This is a genomic window from Brevundimonas viscosa (assembly GCF_900116065.1).
In the GTDB taxonomy this organism is placed as follows: domain Bacteria; phylum Pseudomonadota; class Alphaproteobacteria; order Caulobacterales; family Caulobacteraceae; genus Brevundimonas; species Brevundimonas viscosa.
Map to the genome: position 1 here is coordinate 344,665 of NZ_FOZV01000003.1, position 26,821 is coordinate 371,485.

Genomic DNA, 26,821 nt, shown 5'->3' on the forward strand with positions numbered 1-26,821 from the left:
TGCGCAAGCGCCGGCGCGCCCACACCTGAGCCGCTTCCAGGAGACCTGCCCATGCCCATCGCCACCCGCGCCTTCGCGGCGACCGCCGCCGACGCCCCGCTGAGCCCCTACAGCTTCGACCGGCGCGACCCCGGCTCGAACGACGTAGCCATCGAGATCAAATACTGCGGCGTCTGCCACTCGGACCTGCACGTGGCGAAGAACGACCTGGGCGGCACCCGATATCCGATCGTGCCCGGCCACGAGATCGCCGGGGTGGTGACCGCGGTCGGGCCGGACGTCAGCCGCTTCAAGGTCGGGGACCGCGTCGGCGTCGGCTGCATGGTCGACAGCTGCCGCACCTGCGCCGCGTGCGCGGCGGGCGAGGAGCAGTACTGCGAGCCGGGCATGACCCAGACCTACGGCTCGGCCGATCCGAAGGGCGGCGAGGTCGGGCAGACGATCACCCAGGGCGGCTACGCCGACCGGATCACGGTCGACCAGGACTTCGTGCTGCGCATCCCGGACGCCCTGCCGCTGGACGCCGCCGCGCCGCTGCTGTGCGCCGGCATCACGACGTACAGCCCGTTGCGCCACTGGAAGGTGGGACCGGGGTCGAAGGTGGCGGTGATCGGGCTGGGCGGGCTCGGCCACATGGCCGTGAAGCTGGCGGCGGCGATGGGCGCCGAGGTGACGGTGCTGTCCACCTCGGACCGGAAGAAGGGCGACGCCGAGCGGATGGGGGCCAAGCACTTCCTGATCAACTCGGACAAGGCGGCCATGAAGGCGGCGGCGGAGAAGTTCGACCTGATCATCAATACGGTCTCGGCCACGCACGAGATCGCCAGCCATATCAACCTGCTGGCGCGCGACGGAACCATGGTCATGCTGGGCCTGACCACCGAAGGCCTGCCAGTCTACGCCATGCCCCTGCTGTGGCGCCGCCGCAGCGTGGCCGGCAGCCTGATCGGCGGGATCCGGGAAACCCAGGAGATGCTGGACTTCTGCGCCGAGCACGGCATCGCCTGCGACATCGAGACGATCGCACCGGACCAGATCAACGAAGCCTACGCGCGGATGGAGCGGTCGGACGTACGCTACCGCTTCGTGATCGACATGGCGCGGATGCCACAGGCGGCGTAACGGCGCTTTTCGCGCAACGCATCGCAAGCTAAAGCGTATCCGACGCAGGCGGCCCGCGGCAGAGGCCGCCGCTCCAGGGACAGGATACGCACATGGCACGCGTCGCACTCGTGACCGGCGGCACTCGCGGCATCGGCAAGGCCATCGCCCAGCGGCTGAAGGAGGACGGCCTGGCCGTCGCGGCCGGCTATTCGGGCAACGAGGAGGCCGCACAGGCGACGGCGCGCGAGCTGGGCGTCATGGTGGTGAAGGGCAACGTCGGATCGTTCGAGGATTGCCAGCGCGCCGTGGCCGAGGTCGAGGCGGCGCTGGGGCCCGTCGACGTCCTGATCAACAACGCCGGCATCACCCGCGACGGCTTCTTCCACAAGATGAGCGCCGACCAGTGGTCCGACGTGATCCGGGTGAACATGGACAGTGTGTTCAACATGACCCGGCAGGTCATCAACGGCATGCGCGACCGCGGCTGGGGCCGGATCGTCAACATCAGCTCGATCAACGGCCAGAAAGGCCAGATCGGCCAGACCAACTACTCGGCCGCCAAGGCGGGCATGATCGGCTTCACCAAGGCCCTGGCGCTGGAGAACGCGCGCAAGGGAGTCACGGTGAATTGTATCGCCCCCGGCTACATCGACACCGAGATGGTTGGGGCCATGGACGAGAAGGTGCTGGCCGGGATCATCGCCCAGATCCCGGTGGGAAGGCTCGGAAAAGGCGAGGAAATCGCCGACATGGCATCGTGGCTGGCGGGTGAGCGTGCCGGATATGTCACAGGCTGCACCCTGTCGCTGAACGGCGGTCAGTATCTGGTCGGGTGATCCGGGCCCTGCCCAAAATCCGCCGCTCCCGGATTCCACCAAGACGGCCATGGAGTTGACGGCGAGGGTCAGGACGGCGCGCAGGCCGCTTCCGACCGCGATGGCGATCGCCCTCGCGGCCGCGGCCCTGTCGCTGACGGTCACCCCGGGCGCCAGCGCCTCCGCCCAGGAACGCGCCAACGCCCAGGCCGAGCAGAGCCGCGCCCTGCGCGACCAGCGCCGGTCCTCGGGCGCCCTGCCTGCTCCCGGGCGGTATGTCTCGGCCACCGGGGAAGGCTTCGTCCTCGACCGTTCGGGCAACCACCCGCTGCTTCGCTTCGACCGGCGGCAGGAGACGTGGGTGCTCCGGGCCAGCCCCGCCCCGCGCGGCGATGTGATCTACCGCAACGACGCCGGCCAGCAGGTGCTGCGGGTCACGCCCAACGGCGGCATCACCGTCTATACGGCGCGTGCGCCCGGAGGATCTCCTGCCTCCTACGCGGGCCAGGGTCAGAGCCTGTCGCCGCCGCTGCTGGGGCCGGCCCAGATGCTCAACCTGATGCTGCGACGCAGCGCCGTGGTCAGCCAGGCGGTCGGCCGGATGGTCGAGATCAACGCCGACACCGGCGTCGAGTCCGAAGCGCTGGCGGTCGAGGCGCTCATCCTGTCGACGGACGCGGTCGTACGCATTTCACGCTCGCCGGGCGGCCGCGAAGCGCTGAACCAGCTGCGTCGCATCGTCATCGTCGAAGGGACAAGCGCCTCGGTGAACTACGTCCGCGGCGAACTGCGCGTCGTGGTGGCGCCGGCGCAGGGCGTGGCCGGCCGGCCGTCGTCGGCGCGGGTGATCCGGGCCTTCCTGCCGCAGGCATCCGCTAGCCGCTGAACCCGTCCTTGGCCGCGCGCAGCGCTGCGAAGGCCGCGGCGTCCGCGGCGCGAAGGAAGGGGTTGAAGGCCCTCTCCGCGCCGATGGTGGTCGGCACGGTCGGCTCGCCCCGCTCGCGCATCGCGAGGATGCCGGCGGCGCGCGCCTCCATCTCCGGGCGCTCGTCGACGCTCAGCGCGAAGCGGGCGTTGGACGCGGTGTATTCGTGGGCGCACCAGATCACGGTCTCGTCCGGCCACCCCGCCAGGATCTGGAGGCTTGACCACATCTGCTCCGGCGAACCCTCGAACAGCCGGCCGCAGCCCATGACGAACAGGACGTCGCCGACGAAGGCCTGGGCGTCGGCCGCCGAGCGGTAGACGACGTGGCCGAGGGTGTGGCCCGGCGCGTCGACCACTTCCATCACCGTGGCGCCGAGGCTGACCCGGTCGCCGCCGCGAACCGCGCGGTCCAGCGGCGCGGCGCGGCGCACTTCTTCCGGCCCGAAGATTTCACAGCCGGTCGCCGCCTTCAGCGCCGCATTGCCCTGGCTGTGATCGGGGTGCCAGTGGGTGTTGAGGATCAGGTCCAGCCGGCCCCAGCCGGACGCCTCGAGATCGGCGAGGATCGCATCGGCGTCGGGCGTGTCGACGGCCGCCACGGCGCCGGTGGCGTGGTCGCGCACCAGGAAGCCGTAGTTGTCGGACAGGCAGGGAAACAGGCGAACGTCCAGCGGCATCCGGTCATTCTGGCAGCGAGCCCCCTGCGGGTCTATGCTGCGGGCATGCGGCGCAGCATCGAGGAGCTCCGGATCTTCTACGGCGAGCCGGCCGGAGCCGTGGCGCGCCGGATGCTGGCGCGGCGGCTGGAAGACGCCTGGGGCGAGGCGACGAACTGCGACGTTCTCGGGCTCGGCTACGCCACCCCCTGGCTGGACGCCTTCGTCGGCGCCCGCCGCGTGGTGGCGGCGATGCCCGGCGGCCAGGGGGTCGAGCCATGGCCCCCGGTGGGAAGGAACCGGTCCCTGCTCGTGGACGACCGCCGCCTGCCCTTCGCGGCCGGGACGTTCGATCGCGTGTTGCTGGTGCATGCCCTGGAGGAGGCGGACGACGCCCGGGCGTTGATGCTCGAGGCCGTGCGGGCCATGGCGCCCGCCGGCCGGATCATCCTGATCGCCGCGGCGCGCGGCGGCCTCTGGGCCCGGGCGGAATCCACCCCGTTCGGACACGGTCGACCGTTCACACGCCGCCAGCTGGAGCGGCTGGTCCGCGACGCGGGCCTGGAGCCGACAGCATGGTCGCAGACGCTCTATGTGCCGCCGTGGCCGCCGGTGCTGCCGTTCGCGGAGGGCCTGGAGCAGGTCGGCAAGCGGGTGCTGCCCGGCGCCGCCGGCGTCGTCCTCCTGGAAGCGACGCGCCAGGCCTATGCCCGGGTCCGGCCCGGCGGGGCGGTCGCGCCGGTCGCGGCGCTGACCCCGGCGATGAACCCGCAGCCTGCCGGCCGAAGCCACCGCGATCTGGCGGGAAGCTCCGAAGCGCCCTAAAGGGCGGCGCATGCAGCGACTGATCCTGATGCGTCATGCCGAGGCGGAACGGTCCTGCGGCGCCGGCGGCGACCGCGATCGGCCTCTGTCCGCCCGCGGCCGCGCCGACGCGTCCCTGATGGGACAGGCGCTGGCGGCGCGGGGCCTGCGCCCCGACCTGGCCCTCGTGTCGCCCGCGGCGCGCACGCGCCAGACCTGGAATCTCGTTCACGACGCCTTGGGCGACGTGCAGGTGCGCGACGACGAGGCGCTCTATAACGGCTCCGCCGACGTCCTGCGCCGGTTCGTCGAGGCCGCGGAGGACGAGGCCGGCTGCCTGCTGGTCGTGGCCCACAATCCGGGCGTCCATCTCCTGGCCCTCGAATACATGACCGAGGGCGCCGCCTCCCCGGCGCTGATGGACCGGATGAGCGGCGGCTTCCCGCCGGGGGCGGCGGCGGTCTTTACGGTGGACGTCGCCGGCCGCTGCCTGTTCGACGGCTTCCTGCAGCCCCGGGAGCTGGACGGCCGGTGAGCGGGATCGCCTACAAGCTGGTCGATGCGGACGAGTGGCACGCCGCCGGCGACGCCTATGGCGGTTCGGCGGTGGATCTCGCGGACGGCTACATTCACATGTCCACTTCCGGGCAACTGGCCGAGACCGCGGCCCGGCACTATCGCGGCCGGGAGAGCCTGTTGCTCCTCGACGTCGAGACGGCTCGTCTGGGCGACGCCGTGGTGTGGGAGCCGTCACGCGGCGGGGCCCTGTTCCCGCACGTTTACGGGCCGCTGCCGCGCAGCGCCGTCGTGTCGGAGCGCGGTCTCGCGGTCGACGCGGACGGCGTGATGCATTTCGACGACGGGACGGTGGGATGGGACTGACCGACCTGGGGGCCGCCCTGCTGCGCAGGCTTGATCCGGAGACGGCCCACGGGCTGGCGATCCGCGCCCTGCAGCTGGCGCCCCTGCCGGAGCCGAAACCGGACGATCCGGTGCTGCGCACGCGCATCGGCCGGCTCGAACTGCCCAACCCCGTCGGCCTCGCGGCCGGGCTGGACAAGAACGGCGAGGCCCTGCACGGGCTGGCCCGCCTGGGCTTCGGCTTCGTCGAGTGCGGCTCGGTGACGCCGCGTCCGCAGCCGGGCAATTCGCGGCCCCGCCTGTTCCGGCTGACCGAGGACCGCGCGATCATCAATCGCATGGGGTTCAACAACGCCGGTCTCGAGGCCTTCGCGGCGCGGCTGGAGCGGCGGCCGCGGACCGTCGTGGTCGGGGCCAATCTCGGGGCCAACAAGGATACCGAGGACAAGGCCGCGGACTATGTGCTCGGCCTGACCCGCCTGAAGGGGCTCGCCGACTATGTGACGGTCAATGTGTCGTCGCCCAATACGCCCGGCCTTCGGGCGCTGCAGGGCCGCACGGCTCTCGACGACCTGCTGGGCCGACTCAGCGAGGCGCGGGGCGACGACCCCACGCCGGTCTTTCTCAAGATCGCCCCCGACCTGTCGTCTGACGAGATCGGCATGATCGTGGAGGCCGGGCTGGATCATCGCCTGGACGCCCTGGTCGTCTCCAACACCACGCTCGACCGACCGGCCAGCCTGCGGTCGCCGCATCGGAACGAGGCGGGCGGGCTGTCCGGCGCTCCCGTGCAGGCGCGGGCCCGGGCTGCGCTGCAGGCCGCCGCCGAGGCCTCGGCCGGTCGGTTGCCGCTGATCGCGGTGGGCGGGATCGACTCGGGCGACGAGGCCTACGCCCGCATCCGCGCCGGAGCCTGCGCGGTGCAGCTCTACTCGGCGCTCGTATACGACGGGCCGGGCCTGGTCGGCCGCATCAAACGGGATCTCGCGGACCGGCTGCGCGCCGACGGCTTCGCCTCCGCCGCGGAGGCCGTCGGAACGGCCCGTTGACGGAGCGTTAGGGCAAGGGGCCGATAGTGGCGGCCAGGGCCCGCGGGCTCAGTTCGGGGAGCCGCATGGCGATTGCTTCGGCCGCTAAAACTGACGACCCGTCGGATGCGTGGGTCGGCGCCATCCACCAGCGCCGCACGACCCTGCTGCAGCGGATGGGCATGGCCGCCGCCTGCGCCCTGGTGTTCAGCCCCGTCATCGGCTGGTCCCTGAGCGTCGCCTGGGTGGCGGGCTACTTCCTCATACAGCTTCTCGACCTGTGGATCTTCGCCCCGATCAATGGCCGGCGAACCGATCGGCTGCACGGCCTGCGCGCCGCGGCCGGCGACGTCGTCCTGTTCGCCAACGCCGGCTACTTCGGCAGCCTGTCCATCCCGCTGTGGCTGATCGGCGGCCAGCTGGCGGGAATCTGCGCCTCGCTGCTCCTCTCCGCGGGCGCGATCTATTCGGTCATCAACGCCCCCCGTTCCACGCGGGTGCTGGTGCTGACGGTTCTGCCGCAGTTCCTGTATCTCGCCTCCGTACCGGTGTTCATGGCCATGTTCGGAGCCAGCACCGGCCTTGTCACGGCCGCCGCGGTCGCGGTCGGCGTGTTCATCACCTACTGCCTGTCGACGTGGCAGCGCATGAACGAGGCGCGCGCCGCAGAGACCTCGGCGCGGCTCGAGGCCGATCGCAAGCGCCGGGAGGCCGAACGCATCATGGCCAGCCGGAGCGCCTTTCTCGCGGCCATCGGCCACGACCTGCGCACGCCGATCAGCGCCATCCTGACGGGCTCGGCGGAACTGGAACGCGGCGCGGCGGAGAGCGGTTCGCGCGCCCAGGCCCGCCTGATCAGCGACGCCGGTTTCATGATGAAGGCGCTGCTGGACGATCTGCTGGACCACGCCAAGCTGGAGGCGGGGCACATGACCGTCGACAGCGTCGATTTCGACCTGCGCGACCTCCTCAACCAGACAGCCCGTCTCTGGCGCGGGCCGGCCCGCGCCAAGGGCCTGAAGCTGCGCGTCGAGGGCGCCGCGTCGGTGCCCGCGGCGGTGCGCGGCGACCCGATGCGTCTGCGCCAGGTCCTGAACAACCTGATCTCCAACGCGATGAAGTTCACGGCCGAGGGGAGCATCACCCTGCGCCTGCGCTCATGGCCCGAGGAGCCGGGCGGCCACGCCGTACTCATCGAGGTGGCCGACACCGGGCCCGGCATGACCCCGGACCAGCTCGCCCGCCTGTTCACGGCGTTCGACCAGACCGCGGAAGGCGTCAGCGCCCGGCATGGGGGGACCGGCCTCGGGCTGGCCATCAGCCGCCAGTTCGCCGAGCTGATGGGAGGCCGCCTGACCGCCCGCAGCCGGCCCGGCGAGGGCGCCCGGTTCACCCTCGCGATCCGTCTCGAACAGGGCCAGACCGCGGCTGTCGTTCCGGCCATCGACCAGCAGAGTCGCGACGCCGTGGCCAAGGCCCTGGCCCCGGTGATCGCTGAACCGCCTGCGGCTGTCCCGGCGGCGCCGTCGCCGGCGCCCGCCCTGGAGACGCCCGGCTGCCGGACGGAGGTCGACGCCGAGCCGGAGGAAGACGAGCGGCCGATGCGGGTGCTGGTCGTCGACGACCACGACATCAATCGTCGCGCCATCCAGCTGATCCTTCAGCCGCTCGGGTGCGACATCGCCACCGCGGCCGACGGCATGTCGGCGCTGAAGATCTGCGACGCCGAGGCCTTCGACCTGATCTTCATGGACGTCCGCATGCCCGAGCTGGACGGTCGTGAGACCACCCGCCGGATCCGCGCCGGGGAAGGTCTCAACGCACAGACGCCGGTCATCGCCGTGACCGCCGACACCTCGCCCGAGGACATCGCCGCCTGCACCGCCGCCGGCATGACCTATTTCGTGCCGAAGCCGATCACGCCGCAGATGCTCCTCGGAGCCATCAACCACGTCATGACCCAGGCTCAGGACGAGGCGGCGATCGAGACCGCCGCCGCCTGACCCCGGACGGCCTCGGCCAGCCGGTCGGCGAAATCGGTTCGCCGCAGTCCGCACTCCCAGACGGTGATCACACGCCAGCCCACGGCGCGCAGCGCGGCCTCGGCGGCGGCGTCGCGGGCCCGGTTGCGGGCGATCTTGGCCGACCAGTAGCCCGCGTTGGCCTTCGGCGCGCGGGCGCCGCGCGGGCAATCGTGACCGTGCCAGAAGCAGCCGTGCACGAACACGACCGTGCGACGACCTTTCATCACCAGATCGGGACGCCCCGGCAGACCGGCTCCGCCGAGGCGATAGCCGATGGCGGCCGCGCGCAGGGCCCGGCGGACGGCGAGTTCGGGCCGGGTGTCGCGCCCCTTCACGCGCCGCATCACGGCGCTGCGCTGCTCGGTCGTGAAGGGGTCGCTCACGCCATCTACAGCTGCGCCAGCAGGTGCTCGGCCGACGACACCTTGTACTCGCCGGGCTGCTCGATATTCAGCTGTTCGACCACCCCGTCCCTGACGAGCATCGAGTAGCGCTGCGAACGCTCGCCCATGCCGTAGCCCTTGGCGTCCATGGACAGGCCCAGCGCCCGGGTGAAGTCGCCGTTGCCGTCGCCCAGCATCAGGATGTCGTCCTTGCCGACGCCCTGGCTATCGGCCCAGGCGCCCATGACGAAGGCGTCGTTGACGGAGACGCAGGCGATGGCGTCGACACCCTTCTCCTTCAGCGTCTCCTGCGCTTCCTTGAAGCCCGGCAGGTGGCGGGCGGAGCAGGTCGGGGTGAAGGCGCCCGGCACGGCGAACAGGGCCACGGTGCGGCCCTTGAAGACCTCGTCGGTCGAGACCGGCTTGGGGCCGTCGTCGGTGGCGCGGGTCAGGGTGGCCGAGGGCAGGCGGTCGCCAATCTGGACGGTCATGAGGTCGCTCCGGTGGGTTCGAGGGAAGAACGTCGCCCGCAGATAGGCGTTGCCGCGACGCTCGCCAACAGAGGTGTGAAGCGTCGCGGCTTGCGCAGGGCCTCCCGGCTCCCGATGATATCGCACATGGACGACTTCCAGAACCTGACCGGACGGCTGCTGGTGGCGATGCCCGGCATCGGGGATCCCCGTTTCGAGCACGCGGTGATCCTGATCTGCGCGCACGCTCCGGACCATGCGATGGGCCTGAGGCTGGACCGTCCGGCCCCCGGGGTCGACCTGAAGACGGTGCTCACCAAGCTGGAGACCCCCGCGCCCGAGGCGGCGGCCGGCCGGCCGGTGCTGGTGGGCGGCCCGGTCGAGCGCGAGCGGGGCTTCGTCCTGCATTCCGACGACTGGATGGCGGAGGACGCCTCGCTGGCCTTCGGCGAGGGGCTGGCCATCACCGGCACCCGCGAGGCGCTGGCCGCCATGGTCGATCCCGCCATGGGCCCCCGGCGCTCGGTGCTGCTGCTGGGCTACGCGGGCTGGGGCGAGGGCCAGCTGGAGGACGAACTGGGCGAGAACGTCTGGCTGACCGCCGAGGCGGACGCCGATCTGATCTTCGATCCCGACTATGACGCCAAATGGGGCCGCGCGCTGGCGACCCTGGGGGTCGATCCCGGCCTGCTTTCGGGGCAGGCGGGGCGGGCCTGAGCCGTCAGGCCGAGCGCGCCTTGATCGGGGCGGAGCCGTCGGCGAGGGACTCGTTGAGATAGACCTCGGCGCCCTGGGCCGGCAGCGGCTGGGCGTAGCCGAAGCCCTGACCGTAGTGGCACTGGGCGTCCAGCAGCAGTCGGGCCAGGGTTGCGTTCTCGACGCCCTCGGCGACCACCTCCAGCGACAGGTCGCGGCCGAGGTTGACCACCGACTTGACGATCTTCGCCGAGCCCTCGTCGGTGTCCATGGTCAGCACGAAGTAGCGATCGATCTTCAGGGTGTCGAACGGCAGTCGCGCCAGGTAGCTGAGCGACGAGAAGCCGGTGCCGAAGTCGTCCAGCGCCAGCGAGGCGCCGGCGTCGCGCAGCTGCTTCAGGATGTCGGCGGCGCGGGTGGTGTCGCGCATGATGTCGCTCTCGGTCACCTCAAGCTTCAGCGCGCCGCGCGGCAGGCCGGTTTCGGCGATGACCCGGGCGACGTCCTCGACCAGGCCGGGCCGCTCGATCTCGCCGACCGACAGGTTGACGCTGCAGAACAGCTTGCCCGCGCCGGGATGCCGCTGCAGCCACTCGGCCAGCTGACGCGCCGACTGGGTCATCATCAGCAGGCCCAGCTCGTTCATCAGCCCCATTTCGTCGGCGAGGCCGAGAAACTCGTCAGGCGGCACCAGACCCCGCCGCGGGTGGCGCCAGCGCGCAAGGGCCTCGAAGCCGGCCACCGCCCCGGTGTCGAGGTTCACGATCGGCTGGTAGAACGGCTCGATCTCGCCGCGCACGAAGGCGTTGCGCAGGTCCGATTCCAGGGCCAGGCGGGACAGGCTGTCGCTCTCCAGCGCCCGGCCGTAGGCCGCGACCCCGCCGCGCCCGGCGGACTTGGCGTGTTCGACCGCCAACTCCACGCGGCGCAGCAGTTCGGCCGCGTCCGGCGCGTCCGGGCCGCCCTCGACGGCCACGGCGCCGATCGACACGGTCGGATAGATGTCGAATCCGGCCACCCGCAGCGGCTGCTCAAGGGCCTCACGCAGGCGTTCGGCGGCCGCTACGGCCCCGCGCGGCAGGATGATCGCGAACTCGTCCTCGCCCACCCGGGCGGCGGCGGCGTCCTGCGAGAAGGCGGCGTTCAGACGCGAGCCAAGCGCCGCGAGGACCAGGTCCGCCCGTTCGTGGCCGAGGGCCTCGTTCAACCGGCGCAGGCGGTCGACGTCGGCGGCGACCAGTTCGTATTCACCCGGCTGAGTCAGCGCTTCCGCGGCCCGGGCGATGAAGGTGCGGCGGTCCAGAAGCCCGGTCAGCCGGTCGCGCTCCGAGGCCGAGAAGCGCTTCTCCAGCGCCACCACGCCGGCGGCGCGCAGCCCGTCCTCAAGCCAGACGCCCCGCCAGATGCAGGTTTCGGCGTCGCGCATGCGCAGACGAACGGCGACTTCGGTCCCCTCCTCCTGGGGCTTGAGGATCTTTTCGGCGAGGGCGCGATCCTGCGGCACGGCCACCGCGGAGAAGGCGGCGCCCGAGCATTCGGGGGCCAGCGGTCCGAGGCCGAGCGCCCGCGTCGCGCCGGTGAACCGCATCTGGTCCTCCGACGGGGTCCAGATCCACAGCGCCGTATCGGCGGCGGCCAGCGCCTCGATGGCGGTCGTCGCGTCCCAGGCCAGACTTCTGGAGCGGTTGTTCAAACGCCTACGGATCTCCGGTGGACGGCTCAGCCGTCGCGGCCGGCTCCGTCGTCGACGCAGCCGAACAGGAGATGATCTGCCCATGCGCCGTTAATTTTGAGATAAGCACGGGCCTGGCCCTCGAGTTCAAATCCGACCTTCTCCAGCACCCGGCGCGACGCGACGTTGGCCGGGACGCAGGCCGCCTCGACCCGGTGCAGCCTCAGTTCGTCGAAGGCGTAGCGGACCATGGCCCGAACGGCGGCGGTGGCGTGACCCCGGCCCGCGAAGCGACGGCCGATCCAGTAGCCGAGGGTTCCGGTCTCGGCCACGCCGCGGCGAACGTTGGACAGGGTGATCGCGCCGAGCAGGGCCTGATCGGGCTCGCGGAAGACGAAGAACGGCCAGGCGTTGCCGGCCTCCATCTCGCGGCTATAGATGGCGAGACGCCGCTTGAAGGCGGCGCGGGTCAGATCGTCCTCGGGCCAGGTCGGCTCCCACGGCTGGAGGTAGGCCCGGGACTCGAGACGCAGCGCGGCCCAGATCTCATGGTCTCCGGCGCGCGGCGGGCGCAGCAACACGCCCTGCCCGCGCACGACCGGCCCGTTGGCCTCGCTGATCCAGTCCAGAAGCGCCATTCCGGAAGATTATCAGCCGAACAGGGCGGCGTGGAAGGCCGATCCCGTCGGAGCGGCGGCCCGGGGACCGAGCACCGCGGTGGCGGCGACGCCTGACCGGAGCGCGGTCGCGGCCGCGGCCCTTACGCTGTCCCGGGTCTGGGCGAGCGTGCGATCGGCCATGACCTGCGACGGAATCGGCGCGCCGAAGATCAGGGTCTGCGCCGCCGCCCGGCCGGCGCGGGCGGCCGGGTTCTCGTCTGACATCCACAGGCCGGCGTTGAGCACCGCCCTGGCCCGGTCCACCTCCTCGGCGGTGGGCCCCGCCTCGGCCAGGGCGCGCAGCTCGTCGGCGCAGACGCGGGCCAGTTCGGCGCCGCGATCGGCGGCGGCCCCGGCGTAGATGCCGAGCACGCCGGCGTCCTCGTAAGGTTCGTGCCAGGCGTCGACGGCGTAGGCCAGGCCGCGCGCCTCCCGGGCGCTCTGGAACAGGCGCGAGGCCATGCCGCCGCCGAGGATCTCGGCCAGCATGCGGGCTGCGGGATAGTCGGGATCCACCGCCGAGGCCGACGGCAACTGGAAGACGATGTTCGCCTGTTCGATGCGCCGGGCGAGACTCGCGGCGCCGCCGGAGAAGCGGGCGGCGTGCGGCGCCTCCGCCGGCGTCGAGGTTTCACCCCCGAACCAGCGCTCGGCCAGCGCCAGCAACTCATCCTCGTCGACGGCGCCGGCGGCGGCCACGACCATGCGATCCGGGGAATACAGGCGCGCGCGCCATCGGCCGATGGACTCGCGGTCGAGCGGCTCCAGGCTCTCGACCGAGCCGAGGATCGGCCTGCCCAGCGGCTGGTCCGCGAAGGCCCGGGTCTGGGCCATTTCGAAGACGTGGTCGTCGGGCGTGTCGAAAGCCTCGGCGATCTCCTGGGCCACGACGTCCTTCTCGCGCTCGATTTCCACCGGGTCGAGCGTCGGCCGGAATACCAGGTCGGACAGCACCTGCATCGACAGGGGCAGGGTCCCTTCCAGGCCTCGCACCTCGAAGCTGGTCCGTTCGTAGCCGGTGGCGGCGTTGATCGACCCGCCCTGCCCCTCGATGCGCTCGACGATCTCGCGCGCGCCCATATCGCCAGCGCCCTTGAACACCAGATGCTCGAGACAGTGCGACCAGCCCGAGGTCGCCTCGTCCTCCCACCGCGCGCCGCCGCGAACGGCGACGGTCAGGGCGAGGGTGCGCAGGCCCGGCATGGGGTCGCAGACGACGCGGACGCCGTTAGAAAGGGTGTGGAGGCGCGCGATCGGGCTGATCCTTTGTCCCTACGGCTCCGCTCGTGGCGCGGGCCGGCTTGAGGCGCGTCTGCGCCGGAGCAGGGCGATGTAGAAACCGACCAGCGCCAGCGCCAGTCCGAACCAGGTGATGGCGTAGCCCAGGTGGTTGTTGGAGAAGGCCGCCGGCGGGGCGGAGGGCTGGAGCGCGGTCCAGTCCGGGTTCGACGACTCGAGCGCGAAGAAGGTCCAGGGCGAGACCGCTTCGGCGAGCCCCAGCGCCTCGGCCATGGCGACGTTGTCCCGCCCGTAGAAGCGGCGCGCGTCGGCGGCGGCGGCCATCAGGCCGGGCGGTGGCGTTTCACGGACCTCGGCGGTCAGGCGCACCGGACGATCCGACGCCGAGACCGGGGGTCGGGCGGAGACGGCGTCGAGCACGAATCCGCGGTCCACCAGCACGGGCGCATCGAGGCCGGGATCCCGGCAGGCGGAAATCAGGCGCACGCCGGGCTGGCCGTCGTGGATGCTCTGCAGCTCGACCCAAGGTGCGGCGGCAAGGCCGGGGCAGACCAGGATGACCTTGCGGAACTCCGGGTGATCGGAGGCGAGCACCCCGGCGGCCGGCGCGGGAGCGAGCGAGGCGGCCGCGGCGGCGTCGGCGATCAGCTCCTGCTTCCACTGCATCCGCTGCACCTGCCACACGCCGAGGCTGACGAGCAGGACGAGGAGCATCGCCGTGGCGGCTGTCAGGAGCCATGGGAAGCGGGCGCGGGCGTCAGCCACGGCCGCCTCCGCCGTCGCGCATCTGGAGGGCGACCATCACCCCCTTGGCGGGCCGCATCAGGGCGAACGACAGGCCCGCCACCAGCGGCAGGGCGATGGCGGCCACAGCCCAGACCGGCGGGTTCCAGACGATCTGTACGAACAGCGCGCCAAAGACCACAGGCGCGCCGGCCGCCTGCATCACGAAGACGGCGGCGCCGTCGCCGGTGTTCAGCCGCCGGAAGTCGTAGCCGCAGGCGTCGCACGCCTCGACCACCTTCAGGAAGCCGGCGAACAGCTGGCCACGACCGCAGTTCGGGCAGCGGCAAAGCAGACCGGCGCGGATCGGGTCGATCCGCGCCGGCTGGCCGAGTGAAGCTGTAGGGTCTTCGATCAACCGAAGGTGACGTAGACGAAGGCGAACAGGAACAGCCAGACCACGTCAACGAAGTGCCAGTACCAGGCCGCCGCCTCGAAGCCGAAATGCTTCTCGGGGGTGAAGTGCCCGGCCAGCAGGCGCAGCAGGCAGACGAACAGGAAGATGGTCCCGACCAGCACGTGGAAACCGTGGAAGCCGGTGGCCATGAAGAAGATCGAGCCGTAGAGGCCGGTCCCCGCGGCTTCCTCGTTGAAGAACAGGTGCTCGTGGATGATGTGCTGGTACTCGTAGGCCTGCACCGCGGTGAACAGGACGCCGAGCGCCACGGTGATGATCAGGCCGGTGCGGGCGGCCTTGCGGTCGCCGTGGGCGAGTGCGTGGTGCGCCCACGTCACGGTGGTGCCGGAGAGCAGCAGGATGACGGTGTTGAGCAGCGGCAGCTGCCAGGCGTCCAGGGTCTCGACCCCCTGCGGCGGCCAGGTCGACCACTTGCCGGCCACGTCGGCCCAGGCGCCGACCTCCGGGATCAGGGTGCGCGCCTCGTTGAAGAGGCTCATCTCGAAGAACATCCAGAAGAAGGCGGCGAAGAACATCACCTCCGAGGCGATGAACAGGATCATGCCGTAGCGCAGGCCCAGCGAGACGACCGGGGTGTGATCGCCCTGGTGGCTTTCCTTGATCACGTCCGACCACCAGCCGAACATCGACACCAGCACGCCGGCCAGTCCGGCGAAGAACAGGGCCTTGTCGCCCTTGGTCAGCAGGGCGTCGGACAGCGGGCCGGCGCCTTCGCCGGCCAGGCCCCTCATCCACACCACGGCGCCGATCAGCATCACGGCGGCGGCGAAGGAGGACACCAGCGGCCAGGGGCTGGGGTTCACCAGGTGGTAGTCGTGATGCGGGGTCGCGTGGGCGTCGGCCATCGGGGTCTCTTGAACGGTCGAGAGTCGTTGGTGTGGGCTATAGCGTCGGCTATCCGGCCGCGCCAGAGGCAGCGGCTCCGTTTGCGACCTGTTCGAAGCCTTCGGTCGGATAGAAGGTGTAGCTGAGGGTGATTTCCGAAACGCCGCGGCTCTCGCGATCCGTCGCCATTTCCGGCGCCACGAAGTACTGGACCGGGAATTTCACGGTCTGGCCGGGCTGGAGGATCTGCTCCTCGAAGCAGAAGCACTGCAGCTTCTGGAAGTACGGGCCGGCCCGCTCGGGCACCACATTGTAGGCCGCCTTGGCGCTGATCGGCGCGTCGGAGGTGTTGGTGACGTCGAACAGGGCGATGCCGGTCTCGCCGATGCGGACCCGCTGGCTGACCTGCTCGGCCCGGAAGGTCATCGGCAGGCCGCGGACATTGGTGTCGAAGCGGATCAGCACCGTCTCGTCGAGCTGCACCGTCGGCGCCGCCTCGGCTCGCTTGACCGTGCCGTCGAAGCCGGTCACCTGGCAGAACATCCGGTAGAGCGGCACCGCCGCGAAGGCCGCCCCGGTCATGGCCATGACCCCGCCGGCGCAGGCGATGGCGATGAGGTTGGCGCGCTTCATCGCACCGCCTCCACCGTCCGTCCGGCCGCCTCCGCCTCGACGCGGTCGTCGATGTTCCGTTTCAGGTTCAGCACCGTGATGGTGAAGACCAGCACGATGAAGGCCACCAGGCCGCCGGCGATGGCGAGGTTGCGACGCTTGCGGGCTTCCAGTTGTTCGGGGGTCAGGCGCATCGGCTTACAGGCTCACGGTCCGGGTCAGGCTCTCGACCAGCAGGGCCGCGAACAGGGCCATCAGATACAGGATCGAGAAGGCGAACAGGTTCCGGGCCGGTTTGGCCTCGACACGGACATCATACAATGCGGCCTCTCGCCCCACGGCCTCGGCCTTGTCGGGCTGGTCGCCGGCGCGCGAGCGCCACAGGCGGACGGCGAGGGCGAGGAAGGCGACGCCGCCGGCCACCGAGACGGCGAGATACACCGGGCCGCCAAGGCCGGCGAGTCCCGGGGCGACGGCCACGGGCACGAATACGAGGCTGTAGAGCAGGATCTGCAGGCGGGTGCTCTTCGCGCCCCGCGCCACCGGCATCATCGGGATCCCGGCCCGGGCGTAGTCTCCGGCCGAGTAGAGCGCCAGGGCCCAGCTGTGCGGCGGCGTCCACAGGAAGACGATCAGGAACAGCAGCCACGGCTGCCAGGGCGCCTCGCCGGTCGCCGCCGCCCAGCCGATCACCGGCGGAAAGGCCCCGGCGGCGCCGCCGATGACGATGTTCTGCGGCGTCCGCCGTTTGAGCAAGAGGGTGTAGAACACCGCGTAGTAGAGGATGGTCAGCGCCAGCAGGCCGCCAGCCAGCCAGTTGGTGCTCATCCCCAGCAGCATCACGGCGAACACCGACAGGATGGCCCCGAAGGCCATGGCGTCGTTCTTGCGCACCCGGCCGGCCGCCACGGGGCGGCCGCGGGTGCGGCGCATCAGGGCGTCGGTCTCGCCCTCCAGCGCCATGTTGAGGGCCCCCGCGGCGCCGGCGCCTACCGCGATGCACAGCACGGCGATGGCCGCGGAGAGCCAGCCGATCTCACCGTCGGCCACCACCAGGCCGGTGACGGCGGTGAAGATGACCAGCGACATCACGCGCGGCTTGAGCAGCTGGAAGAAGTCTTCCGGCTGGGCCGTGGAGATGGCGGGGGCGGCGGCGGGTTCGGTCATGGTCTCTCTAACGGGTGAGGGCCGCTCCTGTGCAGGAGCGGCCCCCGATCGGTCTCTCCGGACTGGCCGGTCCCCTTAATGCTCGTCGCGTTTGACGACCGGCAGTTCGTTGAACTGGTGGTGCGGCGGCGGCGAGGACAGGGTCCATTCCAGCGTCGTGGCGCCTTCGCCCCAGGGATTGTCCACGCCCTTGCGACGGCGGACCGCCGCCTCGAGCAGCATGACCAGGAAGACCACCACGCCCACCAGGGTGATCGCGTAGCCGATCGACGAGACGTTGTTCCACAGGGTGTAGGCCTCGGGGTAGTCGATATAGCGACGCGGCATGCCCTGCAGGCCGAGGAAGTGCTGCGGGAAGAAGATCACGTTCACGCCGACGAACATGATCCAAAAGTGCAGCGCGCCGAGGAACTCGTTGTACTTCACCCCGAACATCTTCTCGAACCAGTAGTAGAAGCCGGCGAAGATCGAGAACACGGCGCCCAGCGACAGCACGTAGTGGAAGTGGGCGACCACGTAGTAGGTGTCGTGCAGGCTGTAGTCGATGCCGGCGTTGGCCAGCACCACGCCGGTCACGCCGCCGACGGTGAACAGGAAGATGAAGCCCATCGCCCACAGCATCGGCGTCTTGAAGCTGATGGAGCCGCCCCACATGGTCGCGATCCAGCTGAAAATCTTCACACCGGTCGGCACCGCGATGATCATCGTGGCGGCGACGAAGTAGGCGCGCAGCTCGATGGTCATGCCCACGGTGTACATGTGGTGGGCCCACACGATGAAGCCGATGAAGCCGATGGCGACCATGGCGTAGGCCATGGCGAGGTAGCCGAAGATCGGCTTCTTCGAGAAGGTCGAGACGATGTGCGAGATCATGCCGAAGCCCGGCAGGATCATGATGTACACCTCGGGGTGACCGAAGAACCAGAACAGGTGCTGGTACATCACCGGGTCGCCGCCGCCGGCGGGGGCGAAGAAGCTGGTGCCGAAGTTGCGGTCCGCCAGCAGCATGGTGATGGCGCCGGCCAGCACGGGCAGCGACAGCAGCAGCAGGAAGGCGGTGATCAGCACGCCCCAGGCGAACAGCGGCATGCGGTGCAGGGTCATGCCCGGCGCGCGCATGTTGAAGATGGTGGTGATGAAGTTGATCGCGCCGAGGATCGACGAGGCGCCGGCCATGTGCAGCGAGAAGATGGCCAGGTCGAACGAGGGCCCGGTGTGACCCATGGTCGAGAGCGGCGGATAGGCCGTCCAGCCGCCGCCGAAGCCCCGCCCCGGACCGCCGTCGACGAACAGCGAGATGACCAGCAGCACGAAAGCGAAGAACAGCATCCAGAACGAGATGTTGTTCATGCGCGGGAAGGCCATGTCGGGCGCGCCGATCATGATCGGCGTGAAGTAGTTGGCGAAGCCGCCCATGGTCGCCGGCATGACCACGAAGAACACCATGATCAGGGCGTGGGCCGTGACCGTGACGTTGTAGCCGTGTTTGGACGCCTCGACGATGCCGAGGTGCTGGATGATCGAGCCTTCACGGAACAGCTGGATGCCCGGCTCGGCCAGTTCCCAGCGGATGAGGCCCGACAGCGCGCCGCCCACCAGTCCGGTGAAGATGGCGAACATCAGGTACAGCATCCCGATGTCCTTGTGGTTCGTCGACAGGAACCAGCGGGTGAAGAAGCCCGGCTTGTGGTCGTGATGACCGTCGTGGTCGTGGGCGAGGTTCTGGGCTGCGGTGGCCATGATCTTTGGGCTCTCGCGGATCGTTACTGGGCCGACGGGGCGGCGGCGGTGTCGGGGACGGCGGGCGCGGAGCCGGCCGACGGCGAGCCGTCGACGGCGCCGGTATCAGCCGGCGGCTGCCCGGCCGGGGCGTCGGCGGCGGCGCCGGTCGCGTCGGAAGCGACGTTGCGCGCCCCTTCGCCTTCGGTTCCGGCGGCGGCCTGGGCGGCCGAGCCGCCGGGGGCGGCGGCCGGCGTCATCGAGCCGCCCCTGGAGGCGACCCAGGCTTCGAACTCGGCCTGGGTGACGACGTTGATCTGGATCGGCATGAAGGCGTGGTCGACGCCGCACAGCTCCGAGCACTGACCATAGAAGACGCCGGTGCGGTCGGCGCGGAACCAGGTCTCGTTGACCCGGCCCGGGACGGCGTCGACCTTCAGGCCGAAGGCCGGCAGGGCGAAGGCGTGAATGACGTCGGCGGCGGTGACCAGCACGCGGACGGTCTTGCCCACCGGCACCACGATGGGCTCGTCGGCGGCCAGGCGGTACGGAACGTTCTGCGCCCGCGCCTCGTCCTCGGGCAGCATGTTCGAGACGTACTCGGCGATGCCCTGGTCCGGATATTCGTAGGCCCAGTTCCACTGGTTGCCCGTCGCCTTAACCGTCAGATCCGGCGTCGGCATGTCGTGGTAGGCGAACAGCAGCCGGAACGAGAACAGCGAGATGAACACCAGGATGAGGACGGGGACGACGGTCCACACGACCTCGATCAGCGTGTTGTGGCTCCAGCGCGCCGGCGTGGGGTTGGACTTCTTGTTGTAGCGGATGACGATCCACAGCAGCAGACCGGCCACCAGCACGCAGATGAGCGTGATGATCGGCATCAGGATCGCGTCGTGGAAGAAGGTCGCCTCGACCTTCAACGGCGAAGCCGACGGCTGAAGCCCGAGGCCGTTCGGCGTGGGCTGGCCGACCAGTTCCGGCTCTGAGCTGCAGCCGGCGATCAAAGCCAGGCTCAGCGCGGCAAGGCCGCCGCCGACAATCGCCCGGGCCCGCGTGCCCATCCCCATGCGAGACATCCTCATCCTAATCCCGTTTCGTCGCAGACGCCTGCGATTCAATCGCAAGCGACCGCCGGGACCTGCGCCCGCGGCGGTACATGGCGCGGTCCATATCGCCCCCTCCCGCGCTTGCCAAGCGATTGAGCGGCGCCGCGACGAAAGCGACCCGGATTAAATCGTCTTCATGTTTCGCAAGCTACCTTGTGGCGCAAGATACCTTGCGATAGCGTCCGGTCATCACAGGAGACGTTGATGTGCCTGAAACCATAGAAATCCAGCTGAAGAAGGGGGTGCTGACGCTGTGCGTCCTCGCCCTCCTCAATCGCGGCGACAGTTACGCCTACGAGATCGCCTCCACCCTGTCGGACGCCATCGATATGGGCGAGGGGACGATCTATCCGCTGATGCGGCGGATGCAGGCCGACGGCCAGGTCGAGACCTATCTGGTCGAATCCTCGTCGGGACCGTCGCGCAAATACTACCGCCTGACCGACGCTGGCCGGCGCGCCCTGGAGGCGCAGACCGCCGAGTGGCGCGCCTTCGTCCGCGCGGTCGACGCCATCGTGGACGCCCCGGCCGCTCCGGCCGCGACGCCCGCCGAAGAGGGAGCTGAACAATGACCCGCGCCGAATTCATGGGCCGGCTGAAACAGGGCCTCGTCGGCCTGCCGATGGCCACGGCCGCCGAGATCGCCGCCGACTACGAGGCGCACTTCGAGGACGGGGCCGCCGCCGGCCGGAGCGAGGCCGAGATCGCCGCCGCGCTGGGAGATCCTGGCCGGCTGGCCCGCGAGCTGCGAGCCGAGGCAGGCGCCCGTCGCTGGGGGCAGGAGCAGACCGCGTCGTCCGCCGCCGGCGCCATCTTCGCCATCCTCGGCCTCGGCGCCATCGACATCCTGATCCTGCTGCCGATCGTGCTGCCGGTGTTCGGGACCATGCTGGCCATGCTGCTCACCGGCGTGGGCGTGTTCATCGCCGGCGGCTTCGTCCTCGCGGTCGGACCCTTCGTGGGCGCCCCGGGCGGCGTGCTCGGAGCCGTGCTGCTGGGCGTGGGCCTGATGGGCCTTGGCCTGTTCATGGGCGGTCTGTTCGCCCTGCTGACCAAGTGGCTGATCGACGCGACCATCTGGTACGCGCGCCTCCACTACCGCGTGCTGAAGCCGGCGCTCGAGCCGCAACCCGTCGTCCAGGCCTGAGGGAGGACCTGACATGATCCGCAATCTTCTGATCATCACCGGCGTCGGCCTGCTGCTGGCCGTCGTCGGCATCGGCGGCGCCCTGGCGCTGGGCGGGCGCGACCTGGCGCGCCACGACTGGGTTTGGGTGCTCACCGACGACGGCGACCGCGACAGCGTGCGCATCGAGCGCGGCGGCCGGGTCCCCCCGGACGTGACCCGCACCCTCGCCTGGGACGGCGGCGAGCGCCTGCTGCTCGACCTGCCCGCCGAGGTGACCTTCATCCAGGGCGCCGACGCCGGCGTGACGATCACCGGTCCGGCCGGCGTGGTCGAGACCGTTCGCCTGAACGACGGCCGTCTGGTCATGGACGAGGACGACGATCGCGCCGAACACGCCTACGTCCGCTGGGGCCGCGGCGGCTTCCGCGCCTGGAGCGACACCGACCGTGTCAAGGTCACAGTCACCGCGCCGTCCGTCACGGCTTTCGAGATCATCGGGTCCTCCGACGTCTCGATCCGCGACTACAATCATCCGACCTTGGCCCTGACCGTGTCCGGCTCGGGCGACGTCGAGGTGGAGGGCCAGACCCGCTCGCTGGCGGTCGAGATCACCGGTTCGGGTGATATCGACGCCGACCGTCTGGCGGTGACCGACGCGGCCATCGACATCACCGGATCCGGCGACGTGCGCGTCGGCCCCACCGGCGAGGTCAAGGTCGACCTGTCGGGCTCCGGGGACGTGGACCTGACCCGTCGTCCCGGCCGCCTCGCCCAGCAGGTCTCCGGGACCGGCGACGTCGAGGAATACTGACCCGCCCGCGTCTCCCTTCCCCGCCCGGGAAGGGAGATGTTGCGGTGACACCCGGGCGGCCGGCGCCTATCTAGGGCCCATGACCGTGCTCGTATCCCCGCCCGCCATCCTCGACAACGCCGACCTTGGCGGCGACGAGGCCCTTTCGATCCTTGAGAACGCCCTGACCGGCGCCGACGACGGCGAGTTGTTCCTTGAGCGGTCCGAATCCGAATCGCTGGTGTTCGACGACGGACGGCTGAAGTCGGCGGCCTACGACGCCACCGAAGGCTTCGGTCTGCGGGTCGTGGCGGGCGAGACCGCCGGCTACGCCCACGCCAACGAGATCAGCGCAGCCGCCCTGCGCCGCGCCGCCGACAGCGCCGCCCTGGCCCGGGCCGGATACGCCGGGACCGCCGCCGACGCGCCGGCGGCGACCAACCGCAAGCTCTACGAGGAAGTCGACCCCCTCGCCTCCCCCGCCTTCTCCGACAAGATCGCGCTGCTGTCCGAGATCGACGCCTGGGCGCGCGCCCGCGACCCGCGGGTGGTGCAGGTCTCGGCCTCGCTGACCGGCGAGCGGCGCCAGATCGAGATCCTGCGCGGCGACGGCCGGCTGGTGCGCGACATCCGCCCGCTGGTGCGGCTGAACGTGTCGGTCACCGTCGAACGCGACGGCCGCCGCGAGAGCGCCTCGGCCGGGGCCGGCGGACGGGCGGGCTTCGAAACCTGGATCGCGCCGGACCGCTGGCAGGGACAGGTCGACGAGGCGCTGCGCCAGGCGCTGGTGAATCTCGACGCCATCGACTGTCCGGCGGGCGAGATGGACGTCGTGCTCGGCGCCGGCTGGCCGGGGGTTCTGCTGCACGAGGCCATCGGCCACGGCTTCGAGGGCGACTTCCACCGCAAGGGCTCCTCGGTGTTCACCGGCAAGATGGGCCAGCGCGTCGCCGCGCCGGGCGTCACCGTGGTGGACGACGGTTCGATCGCCGGCCGGCGCGGTTCGCTGACCGTCGACGACGAGGGCACCCCGACGTCCCGCACCGTGCTGATCGAGGACGGGATCATGGTCGGCCTGATGCACGACCGGTTGTCGGCGCGTCAGCTGGGAGCCCGGGCCACCGGCAACGGCCGCCGCCAGTCCTTCGCCCACATGCCGATGCCGCGCATGACCAACACCTTCATGGAGGCGGGCCGGGACTCGCAGGCGGACATGATCGCCTCGACGAAGCGCGGCCTCTACGCGGCCAACTTCGGCGGCGGCCAGGTGGACATCACCAACGGCAAGTTCGTGTTCCAGTGCACCGAGGCCTACCTGATCGAAGATGGCAGAATCACCGCCCCCGTGCGCGGCGCCACCCTGATCGGCGACGGCGCCACGGCCCTGACGCGGATCGAGATGATCGGCGACGACTTCGCCTTTGACCCCGGCGTCGGCGTCTGCGGCAAGGCCGGCCAGGGCGTCCCGGTCGGCATCGGCCAGCCCAGCCTGAAGATGGGCGGCCTGACGGTGGGCGGGACGGCGGTCTGATCCTATCGCTGGTCGACCCGCCACGCGGGCCCGGCCGGATCCAGTCCCTCGGCCTCCAGCTGGTCCAGCACCCCGCCGGCTTCGGCGAGAATCCGGAGGGGAGCCACAGCCAGGGTCACGCCCGGCTGGCCCAGCGCTTCCTGGACGGCCTGCCCCCAGCGCGTGCGGAGCACTGGCGCGATCTCCGGGTCGCCGCTGGGCCAGCAAAGGTTCAGGGCGCGGTCGAGCGGATTGTCGAGAACTTCCGGCACGCGCAGCCGGCTCCAGTCGTCGACCCGCGCCCGGGCGGCCGCGGATCCTGTCTCGGCGGCGTCCACGGCGGCCTCAAGGCACGGCAGGTAGGTTTCCGGCGGCAGCGTGATGAGGTTGTCGATCAGTTCGTCGCCACGCACCAGGCCGACCGGCTCCCCGGGTATGCGGGCCCGCCGGGCCGCCTCGCGCACCACGGTGGGCGCACCGCGCGCCCGGCGTTCGCGACCGGCGTCGCGGAGCAGGTCCAGACTTAGCCCGACAAGGCTTTCCGTCTTCCAGCGGTCGGACCGCTCGTCCGCCTTCAGTCGCTCCAGCCGCCCGAGCAACTCGGGCGACACATAGTCCCCCACCGTGCGCCCGGCCGGCAGCCGGGCGATGGTGCGGATGCGCCAGACCAGCCGCAGGACGTCCGCGGGCGAGGCGCGCGCCTCCATCGGATAGAGAATGCGCTGCGAGCGCAGGGTGGCCGCCTCCAGCGCCTCGGGTCGCCAGGGATGGTCGCGCGGCACGCCCTCGATTGACCCGATCAGGATGACGACGCTGTCGCCCCGCTCGACCGTCCACATCGGCGCGCCGGCGCGTCGCGCCGTGACCACGACTTCGCCAAGGTCCGTCGCCTCCGCGACCGCTGGATCCGGCGCGAGCGCAGCGTCCTGCGCAAACCCGGCCGCACCCCAGACCAGGGCGAGGGAGAAAGCGGGTATGGCGACTTTCTTCAAAGCGACCTCATCTGGTTCTCTGAAGTATTGATCGGACGATATCAGAACACAAACATGACGGCACCGTAATGCTGTCTCCGATTTAATCCACCTGTCCAGCTTGTAACTGGAGGCCTGCGCGACACGCGGTCACACCTCTCATCACAACGACGAGGGGAAATCCTGCAATGACCAAGACCATCCTGCTGGCGACCACGGCCCTGTTCCTCGGCGCGGGCGCGGCCGCGGCGCAGACGCCTCCGACCGCCGCGCCGCAGGCCGAGTCCGGTCAGCAGGGGGTGCTCGTCTTCACGCCCGACTTCTTCGCCGACCAGCGGCCGAACACGGCGCTGGACATGGTCAACCGGGTGCCGGGCTTCAGCGTGGTCGACGGCGACGGCAGCCGCGGTTTCGAGGGCTCGGTCGGCAATGTGCTGGTCAACGGCGCCCGCCCCGCCTCCAAGAACGACACTGGCTCCGCTGTCCTCAGCCGGACGCTGGCCAGCCAGGTGGAGCGGATCGAGCTGGTCCGCGGCGGCGCCCCGGGCATCGACATGCAGGGCTATGCGGTGGTGGTGAACGTCATCACCCGCACCGAATCCAGCCGACAGTCGATCTTCACCGCCAACGCGACCCTGTTCGAGGGCGGACAGGACCTTTACGGCGGCAGCTACCAGTTCACCGCCCGCGAGGGCGAGCGCACCTGGGGCGTCACCCTCAGCGACGGCATGTCGATGAGCGACGCGAACGGTATGGGCCCGGTTGTCCGCCGGGACGGAACCGGCGCGGTGATCCGCACAGAGGACTACTGGAACGACCAGTACGGCGGCGGCACCTCGATCCGCGGCAACTTCGCCACGCCCCTGTTCGGCGGCAAGATCGACCTGACCGCTCGCTACGGCGTCAACGACTTCCATGCCATCGCGCTGCAGACCAGCCCGACCGTCCGTCGCGAGAACCTGTTCGACGACGACGGGTCCGGCGGTGAGGTCGGCGTCGTCTACACCCGCCCCCTCAGCCCGCGCTTCAATCTCGAGACCCGCTTCATCCACCAGTTCAACGACTTCGATTCGGTCTCCGTCGCCCGCAGCCGGGTCGACGGGGTCGACAATCCCGAGCAGCGGTTCACGTCCGAGGGGAACGCCTCGGAGACCATCTTCCGCAGCCTCGTCCGCTTCGAACGTTCGCCGGCCCTGACCTTTGAGACCGGCGGGGAGGTCGCCTACAACATGCTGGAAACCGACCAGGCCTTCTCGGTCGGCGGCGCCCCGGTCCCGCTGCCTTCCGCCTCGGTGACCGTCGAGGAGCTGCGCGGCGAGGCCTTCGGCAAGGGCACCTGGCGCATCCGCGACGACCTGACCCTCGAGGGCGGCCTGCGGCTGGAAGCCTCGACGATCAGCCAGTCCGGCGACGCGGACCAGGAGAAGAGCTTCTTCTTCGCCAAGCCGCGCCTCCAGGCGACCTGGACCCCGATGGCCAACAACCAGCTCCGCTTCCGCTTCGAACGGGAGGTGGGCCAGCTGGACTTCGGCGACTTCGCCGCCTCGGCGGATCTCGACGAGGACAATGTGCTGGGCGGCAACGCCGATCTGGAGCCGGAGCAGCGCTGGATCACCGAAATCACCTACGAACGCCGCTTCTGGACCGACGGCATCGTCTCCATCGGCTATCGCCATGACGAGATCGTCGACGCCATCGACGTGCTGCCGCTCGACATGGGCCTGTCGGCGGTCGGCAACATCGGCGACGGCACGCTGGACCAGCTGGCGGTGAACATCCTGGTGCCGATGGACCGCTTTGGCTTCTCGGGCGGCAAGCTCGGGTTCCGCAACACCTGGAACCACACCGAGGTCACCGACCCGACCACGGGCGAAACGCGCGAGATCTCCGGCGTGCGGCCGTCGCAGCCGGTCTTCACCATCCAGCAGGACATCCCCTCGTGGAAGCTGCAATGGGGCGGCGCCTACATCGAGAGCCTTCACCAGTTCAGCTACGACCCGGACCAGACCTCGGGCTTCCGCGGGTCGGACTATTTCGAGCTGTGGGCCGAGTACAAGCCGACCGCGACCCTGTCGCTGCGCGCCCAGTGACGTGACCCCCGTTTCTCATCCAGCCATAACAAGAGTCCGTAGTTGATCTGAGCTGGGGTTGTTGGGGTTGGCAAGAGGCCGGTCTGCGCAGCCATCAACCAGCGCAGCAGGCCGGCCGATCTTTCCGGTCAAGCGCCTCGGCATAGGCCTTTGGCGTCAGCCAGCCGAGCTTGGAGTGCGGCCGGGCTTCGTTGTAGTCGCGCCGCCAGGATTCCAGCACGATGCGGGCGTGTGGCAGCGACCGGAACAGAGTTTCGTTCAGCAGCTCGTCCCGTAGACGGCCGTTGAAGCTCTCGTTGAAGCCGTTCTGCTGGGGCTTGCCCGGCGCGATGTAGTGCCAGCCGACGTTGGCCTCGTCGG

Annotated in this window: 30 protein-coding genes; 14 read left to right on the plus strand and 16 right to left on the minus strand. The window is 70.3% G+C overall.

Going from position 1 to position 26,821, the window contains the following annotated elements:
* The first annotated feature begins 51 nt into the window (after window positions 1-51).
* The 3 genes from BM333_RS08145 (at window position 52) to BM333_RS08155 (ending at window position 2,805) form a co-directional block, all read left to right on the plus strand.
* A complete protein-coding gene (locus BM333_RS08145; RefSeq protein WP_092309538.1) occupies window positions 52-1,122 on the plus strand; it encodes an NAD(P)-dependent alcohol dehydrogenase in 1,071 nt (356 codons plus the stop codon).
* A gap of 92 nt (window positions 1,123-1,214) precedes the next feature.
* A complete protein-coding gene (gene phbB, locus BM333_RS08150) occupies window positions 1,215-1,940 on the plus strand; it encodes an acetoacetyl-CoA reductase (protein ID WP_092309541.1) in 726 nt (241 codons plus the stop codon).
* A gap of 100 nt (window positions 1,941-2,040) precedes the next feature.
* A complete protein-coding gene (locus BM333_RS08155; RefSeq protein WP_245777196.1) occupies window positions 2,041-2,805 on the plus strand; it encodes a DUF4908 domain-containing protein in 765 nt (254 codons plus the stop codon).
* Here the strand turns inward: BM333_RS08155 and gloB are convergent.
* Entirely contained in the window at window positions 2,795-3,523 is a 729-nt protein-coding gene (gene gloB / locus BM333_RS08160; RefSeq protein WP_092309547.1) for a hydroxyacylglutathione hydrolase, read from the minus strand. The genes BM333_RS08155 and gloB overlap by 11 nt on opposite strands.
* Window positions 3,524-3,568: 45 nt before the next feature.
* Here gloB and BM333_RS08165 point away from each other — a divergent pair, with 45 nt between their 5' ends.
* The 5 genes from BM333_RS08165 (at window position 3,569) to BM333_RS08185 (ending at window position 8,198) form a co-directional block, all read left to right on the plus strand.
* Entirely contained in the window at window positions 3,569-4,327 is a 759-nt protein-coding gene (locus tag BM333_RS08165; RefSeq protein WP_092309550.1) for a class I SAM-dependent methyltransferase, read from the plus strand.
* Window positions 4,328-4,337: 10 nt separating this feature from the next.
* Window positions 4,338-4,841: a SixA phosphatase family protein gene (locus BM333_RS08170; protein WP_092309553.1), complete on the plus strand. Its 504-nt coding sequence runs from the start codon at window positions 4,338-4,340 to the stop codon at window positions 4,839-4,841.
* Entirely contained in the window at window positions 4,838-5,188 is a 351-nt protein-coding gene (locus BM333_RS08175; protein ID WP_092309556.1) for a DUF952 domain-containing protein, read from the plus strand. Before BM333_RS08170 ends, BM333_RS08175 begins: the two co-directional genes overlap by 4 nt.
* Complete coding sequence (locus tag BM333_RS08180; RefSeq protein WP_092309559.1) at window positions 5,179-6,216, plus strand: quinone-dependent dihydroorotate dehydrogenase; 1,038 nt, start codon at window positions 5,179-5,181, stop codon at window positions 6,214-6,216. The genes BM333_RS08175 and BM333_RS08180 overlap by 10 nt, the downstream gene beginning before the upstream one ends.
* A gap of 65 nt (window positions 6,217-6,281) precedes the next feature.
* A complete protein-coding gene (locus BM333_RS08185) occupies window positions 6,282-8,198 on the plus strand; it encodes an ATP-binding protein (protein WP_177221835.1) in 1,917 nt (638 codons plus the stop codon).
* On the opposite strand, the gene BM333_RS08190 is transcribed toward BM333_RS08185, so the two are convergent.
* Both BM333_RS08190 and BM333_RS08195 read right to left on the minus strand, forming a co-directional pair.
* Complete coding sequence (locus tag BM333_RS08190; protein ID WP_092309562.1) at window positions 8,162-8,602, minus strand: very short patch repair endonuclease; 441 nt, start codon at window positions 8,600-8,602, stop codon at window positions 8,162-8,164. The two genes, BM333_RS08185 and BM333_RS08190, sit on opposite strands and share 37 nt — an antisense overlap.
* 5 nt (window positions 8,603-8,607) lie before the next feature.
* Window positions 8,608-9,093: a peroxiredoxin gene (locus BM333_RS08195; RefSeq protein ID WP_092309565.1), complete on the minus strand. Its 486-nt coding sequence runs from the start codon at window positions 9,091-9,093 to the stop codon at window positions 8,608-8,610.
* Window positions 9,094-9,219: 126 nt separating this feature from the next.
* Between BM333_RS08195 and BM333_RS08200 the strand changes: the two genes are divergently transcribed.
* Window positions 9,220-9,789 (plus strand): YqgE/AlgH family protein, encoded by a 570-nt coding sequence (locus BM333_RS08200; protein WP_092309568.1) that lies wholly within the window; start codon window positions 9,220-9,222, stop codon window positions 9,787-9,789.
* Between the two features lie 4 nt (window positions 9,790-9,793).
* Here the strand turns inward: BM333_RS08200 and BM333_RS08205 are convergent, their stop codons facing one another.
* From BM333_RS08205 to coxB, 11 genes are all read right to left on the minus strand, one after another.
* A complete protein-coding gene (locus BM333_RS08205; RefSeq protein WP_092309571.1) occupies window positions 9,794-11,461 on the minus strand; it encodes a putative bifunctional diguanylate cyclase/phosphodiesterase in 1,668 nt (555 codons plus the stop codon).
* A 26-nt stretch (window positions 11,462-11,487) separates the two neighbouring features.
* On the minus strand, window positions 11,488-12,078 hold the full coding sequence (locus BM333_RS08210; RefSeq protein ID WP_092309574.1) for a GNAT family N-acetyltransferase: 591 nt from the start codon (window positions 12,076-12,078) through the stop codon (window positions 11,488-11,490).
* Window positions 12,079-12,090: 12 nt separating this feature from the next.
* The gene (locus BM333_RS08215) at window positions 12,091-13,302 is read right to left on the minus strand and encodes a M16 family metallopeptidase (protein ID WP_092309577.1); all 1,212 of its coding nucleotides are present in this window, start codon (window positions 13,300-13,302) and stop codon (window positions 12,091-12,093) included.
* Between the two features lie 69 nt (window positions 13,303-13,371).
* The gene (locus tag BM333_RS08220) at window positions 13,372-14,103 is read right to left on the minus strand and encodes an SURF1 family protein (protein ID WP_245777197.1); all 732 of its coding nucleotides are present in this window, start codon (window positions 14,101-14,103) and stop codon (window positions 13,372-13,374) included.
* Entirely contained in the window at window positions 14,096-14,479 is a 384-nt protein-coding gene (locus BM333_RS08225; protein ID WP_092309580.1) for a DUF983 domain-containing protein, read from the minus strand. Before BM333_RS08225 ends, BM333_RS08220 begins: the two co-directional genes overlap by 8 nt.
* The gene (locus BM333_RS08230) at window positions 14,476-15,384 is read right to left on the minus strand and encodes a cytochrome c oxidase subunit 3 (RefSeq protein WP_092309583.1); all 909 of its coding nucleotides are present in this window, start codon (window positions 15,382-15,384) and stop codon (window positions 14,476-14,478) included. Before BM333_RS08230 ends, BM333_RS08225 begins: the two co-directional genes overlap by 4 nt.
* Before the next feature lie 49 nt (window positions 15,385-15,433).
* A complete protein-coding gene (locus tag BM333_RS08235) occupies window positions 15,434-15,997 on the minus strand; it encodes a cytochrome c oxidase assembly protein (protein WP_092309586.1) in 564 nt (187 codons plus the stop codon).
* A complete protein-coding gene (locus tag BM333_RS15925) occupies window positions 15,994-16,170 on the minus strand; it encodes a hypothetical protein (protein WP_177221836.1) in 177 nt (58 codons plus the stop codon). The genes BM333_RS08235 and BM333_RS15925 overlap by 4 nt, the downstream gene beginning before the upstream one ends.
* A gap of 4 nt (window positions 16,171-16,174) precedes the next feature.
* The gene (locus tag BM333_RS08240) at window positions 16,175-17,143 is read right to left on the minus strand and encodes a heme o synthase (RefSeq protein ID WP_092309589.1); all 969 of its coding nucleotides are present in this window, start codon (window positions 17,141-17,143) and stop codon (window positions 16,175-16,177) included.
* Between the two features lie 75 nt (window positions 17,144-17,218).
* The gene (gene ctaD / locus BM333_RS08245) at window positions 17,219-18,883 is read right to left on the minus strand and encodes a cytochrome c oxidase subunit I (RefSeq protein WP_092309592.1); all 1,665 of its coding nucleotides are present in this window, start codon (window positions 18,881-18,883) and stop codon (window positions 17,219-17,221) included.
* 23 nt (window positions 18,884-18,906) lie between these two features.
* Window positions 18,907-19,932, minus strand: coding sequence for a cytochrome c oxidase subunit II (gene coxB / locus BM333_RS08250; RefSeq protein ID WP_092309595.1), 1,026 nt, complete (start codon window positions 19,930-19,932; stop codon window positions 18,907-18,909).
* A gap of 245 nt (window positions 19,933-20,177) precedes the next feature.
* Between coxB and BM333_RS08255 the strand changes: the two genes are divergently transcribed.
* The 4 genes from BM333_RS08255 to tldD all read left to right on the plus strand — a co-directional run bounded on the left by BM333_RS08255 (window position 20,178) and on the right by tldD (window position 23,421).
* Window positions 20,178-20,543 carry a PadR family transcriptional regulator gene (locus BM333_RS08255; protein WP_092309598.1) on the plus strand — a complete coding sequence of 122 codons (366 nt, stop codon included), beginning with the start codon at window positions 20,178-20,180 and terminating at the stop codon, window positions 20,541-20,543.
* Window positions 20,540-21,118 carry a DUF1700 domain-containing protein gene (locus BM333_RS08260; protein WP_092309601.1) on the plus strand — a complete coding sequence of 193 codons (579 nt, stop codon included), beginning with the start codon at window positions 20,540-20,542 and terminating at the stop codon, window positions 21,116-21,118. Before BM333_RS08255 ends, BM333_RS08260 begins: the two co-directional genes overlap by 4 nt.
* A 13-nt stretch (window positions 21,119-21,131) precedes the next feature.
* Complete coding sequence (locus BM333_RS08265) at window positions 21,132-21,911, plus strand: GIN domain-containing protein (protein WP_092309604.1); 780 nt, start codon at window positions 21,132-21,134, stop codon at window positions 21,909-21,911.
* A gap of 79 nt (window positions 21,912-21,990) precedes the next feature.
* On the plus strand, window positions 21,991-23,421 hold the full coding sequence (tldD, locus tag BM333_RS08270) for a metalloprotease TldD (protein WP_092309607.1): 1,431 nt from the start codon (window positions 21,991-21,993) through the stop codon (window positions 23,419-23,421).
* Window positions 23,422-23,423: 2 nt separating this feature from the next.
* Here the strand turns inward: tldD and BM333_RS08275 are convergent, their stop codons facing one another.
* A complete protein-coding gene (locus BM333_RS08275) occupies window positions 23,424-24,392 on the minus strand; it encodes a TraB/GumN family protein (protein WP_092309610.1) in 969 nt (322 codons plus the stop codon).
* A gap of 167 nt (window positions 24,393-24,559) precedes the next feature.
* Between BM333_RS08275 and BM333_RS08280 the strand changes: the two genes are divergently transcribed.
* The gene (locus BM333_RS08280) at window positions 24,560-26,461 is read left to right on the plus strand and encodes a TonB-dependent receptor plug domain-containing protein (RefSeq protein ID WP_143105795.1); all 1,902 of its coding nucleotides are present in this window, start codon (window positions 24,560-24,562) and stop codon (window positions 26,459-26,461) included.
* Window positions 26,462-26,555: 94 nt separating this feature from the next.
* On the opposite strand, the gene BM333_RS08285 is transcribed toward BM333_RS08280, so the two are convergent.
* On the minus strand, window positions 26,556-26,821 hold a 266-nt coding region (locus tag BM333_RS08285), incomplete at its 5' end, for an integrase core domain-containing protein (RefSeq protein WP_245777198.1).

What these genes read in the sequence shown, in the direction of transcription:
- BM333_RS08155 (WP_245777196.1), top strand. Translation starts at nt 2,041, where the DNA reads ATGGCGATCGCCCTCGCGGCCGCGGCCCTGTCGCTGACGGTCACCCCG.
- BM333_RS08185 (WP_177221835.1), top strand. Translation starts at nt 6,282, where the DNA reads ATGGCGATTGCTTCGGCCGCTAAAACTGACGACCCGTCGGATGCGTGG.
- BM333_RS08165 (WP_092309550.1), top strand. Translation starts at nt 3,569, where the DNA reads ATGCGGCGCAGCATCGAGGAGCTCCGGATCTTCTACGGCGAGCCGGCC.
- BM333_RS08240 (WP_092309589.1), bottom strand. Translation starts at nt 17,143, where the DNA reads ATGACCGAACCCGCCGCCGCCCCCGCCATCTCCACGGCCCAGCCGGAA.
- BM333_RS08265 (WP_092309604.1), top strand. Translation starts at nt 21,132, where the DNA reads ATGATCCGCAATCTTCTGATCATCACCGGCGTCGGCCTGCTGCTGGCC.
- phbB (WP_092309541.1), top strand. Translation starts at nt 1,215, where the DNA reads ATGGCACGCGTCGCACTCGTGACCGGCGGCACTCGCGGCATCGGCAAG.
- BM333_RS15925 (WP_177221836.1), bottom strand. Translation starts at nt 16,170, where the DNA reads ATGCGCCTGACCCCCGAACAACTGGAAGCCCGCAAGCGTCGCAACCTC.
- BM333_RS08280 (WP_143105795.1), top strand. Translation starts at nt 24,560, where the DNA reads ATGACCAAGACCATCCTGCTGGCGACCACGGCCCTGTTCCTCGGCGCG.
- BM333_RS08230 (WP_092309583.1), bottom strand. Translation starts at nt 15,384, where the DNA reads ATGGCCGACGCCCACGCGACCCCGCATCACGACTACCACCTGGTGAAC.
- gloB (WP_092309547.1), bottom strand. Translation starts at nt 3,523, where the DNA reads ATGCCGCTGGACGTTCGCCTGTTTCCCTGCCTGTCCGACAACTACGGC.
- BM333_RS08195 (WP_092309565.1), bottom strand. Translation starts at nt 9,093, where the DNA reads ATGACCGTCCAGATTGGCGACCGCCTGCCCTCGGCCACCCTGACCCGC.
- BM333_RS08260 (WP_092309601.1), top strand. Translation starts at nt 20,540, where the DNA reads ATGACCCGCGCCGAATTCATGGGCCGGCTGAAACAGGGCCTCGTCGGC.
- BM333_RS08200 (WP_092309568.1), top strand. Translation starts at nt 9,220, where the DNA reads ATGGACGACTTCCAGAACCTGACCGGACGGCTGCTGGTGGCGATGCCC.
- BM333_RS08215 (WP_092309577.1), bottom strand. Translation starts at nt 13,302, where the DNA reads ATGCCGGGCCTGCGCACCCTCGCCCTGACCGTCGCCGTTCGCGGCGGC.
- coxB (WP_092309595.1), bottom strand. Translation starts at nt 19,932, where the DNA reads ATGGGGATGGGCACGCGGGCCCGGGCGATTGTCGGCGGCGGCCTTGCC.
- BM333_RS08170 (WP_092309553.1), top strand. Translation starts at nt 4,338, where the DNA reads ATGCAGCGACTGATCCTGATGCGTCATGCCGAGGCGGAACGGTCCTGC.
- BM333_RS08210 (WP_092309574.1), bottom strand. Translation starts at nt 12,078, where the DNA reads ATGGCGCTTCTGGACTGGATCAGCGAGGCCAACGGGCCGGTCGTGCGC.
- ctaD (WP_092309592.1), bottom strand. Translation starts at nt 18,883, where the DNA reads ATGGCCACCGCAGCCCAGAACCTCGCCCACGACCACGACGGTCATCAC.
- BM333_RS08235 (WP_092309586.1), bottom strand. Translation starts at nt 15,997, where the DNA reads ATGAAGCGCGCCAACCTCATCGCCATCGCCTGCGCCGGCGGGGTCATG.
- BM333_RS08145 (WP_092309538.1), top strand. Translation starts at nt 52, where the DNA reads ATGCCCATCGCCACCCGCGCCTTCGCGGCGACCGCCGCCGACGCCCCG.
- BM333_RS08180 (WP_092309559.1), top strand. Translation starts at nt 5,179, where the DNA reads ATGGGACTGACCGACCTGGGGGCCGCCCTGCTGCGCAGGCTTGATCCG.
- tldD (WP_092309607.1), top strand. Translation starts at nt 21,991, where the DNA reads ATGACCGTGCTCGTATCCCCGCCCGCCATCCTCGACAACGCCGACCTT.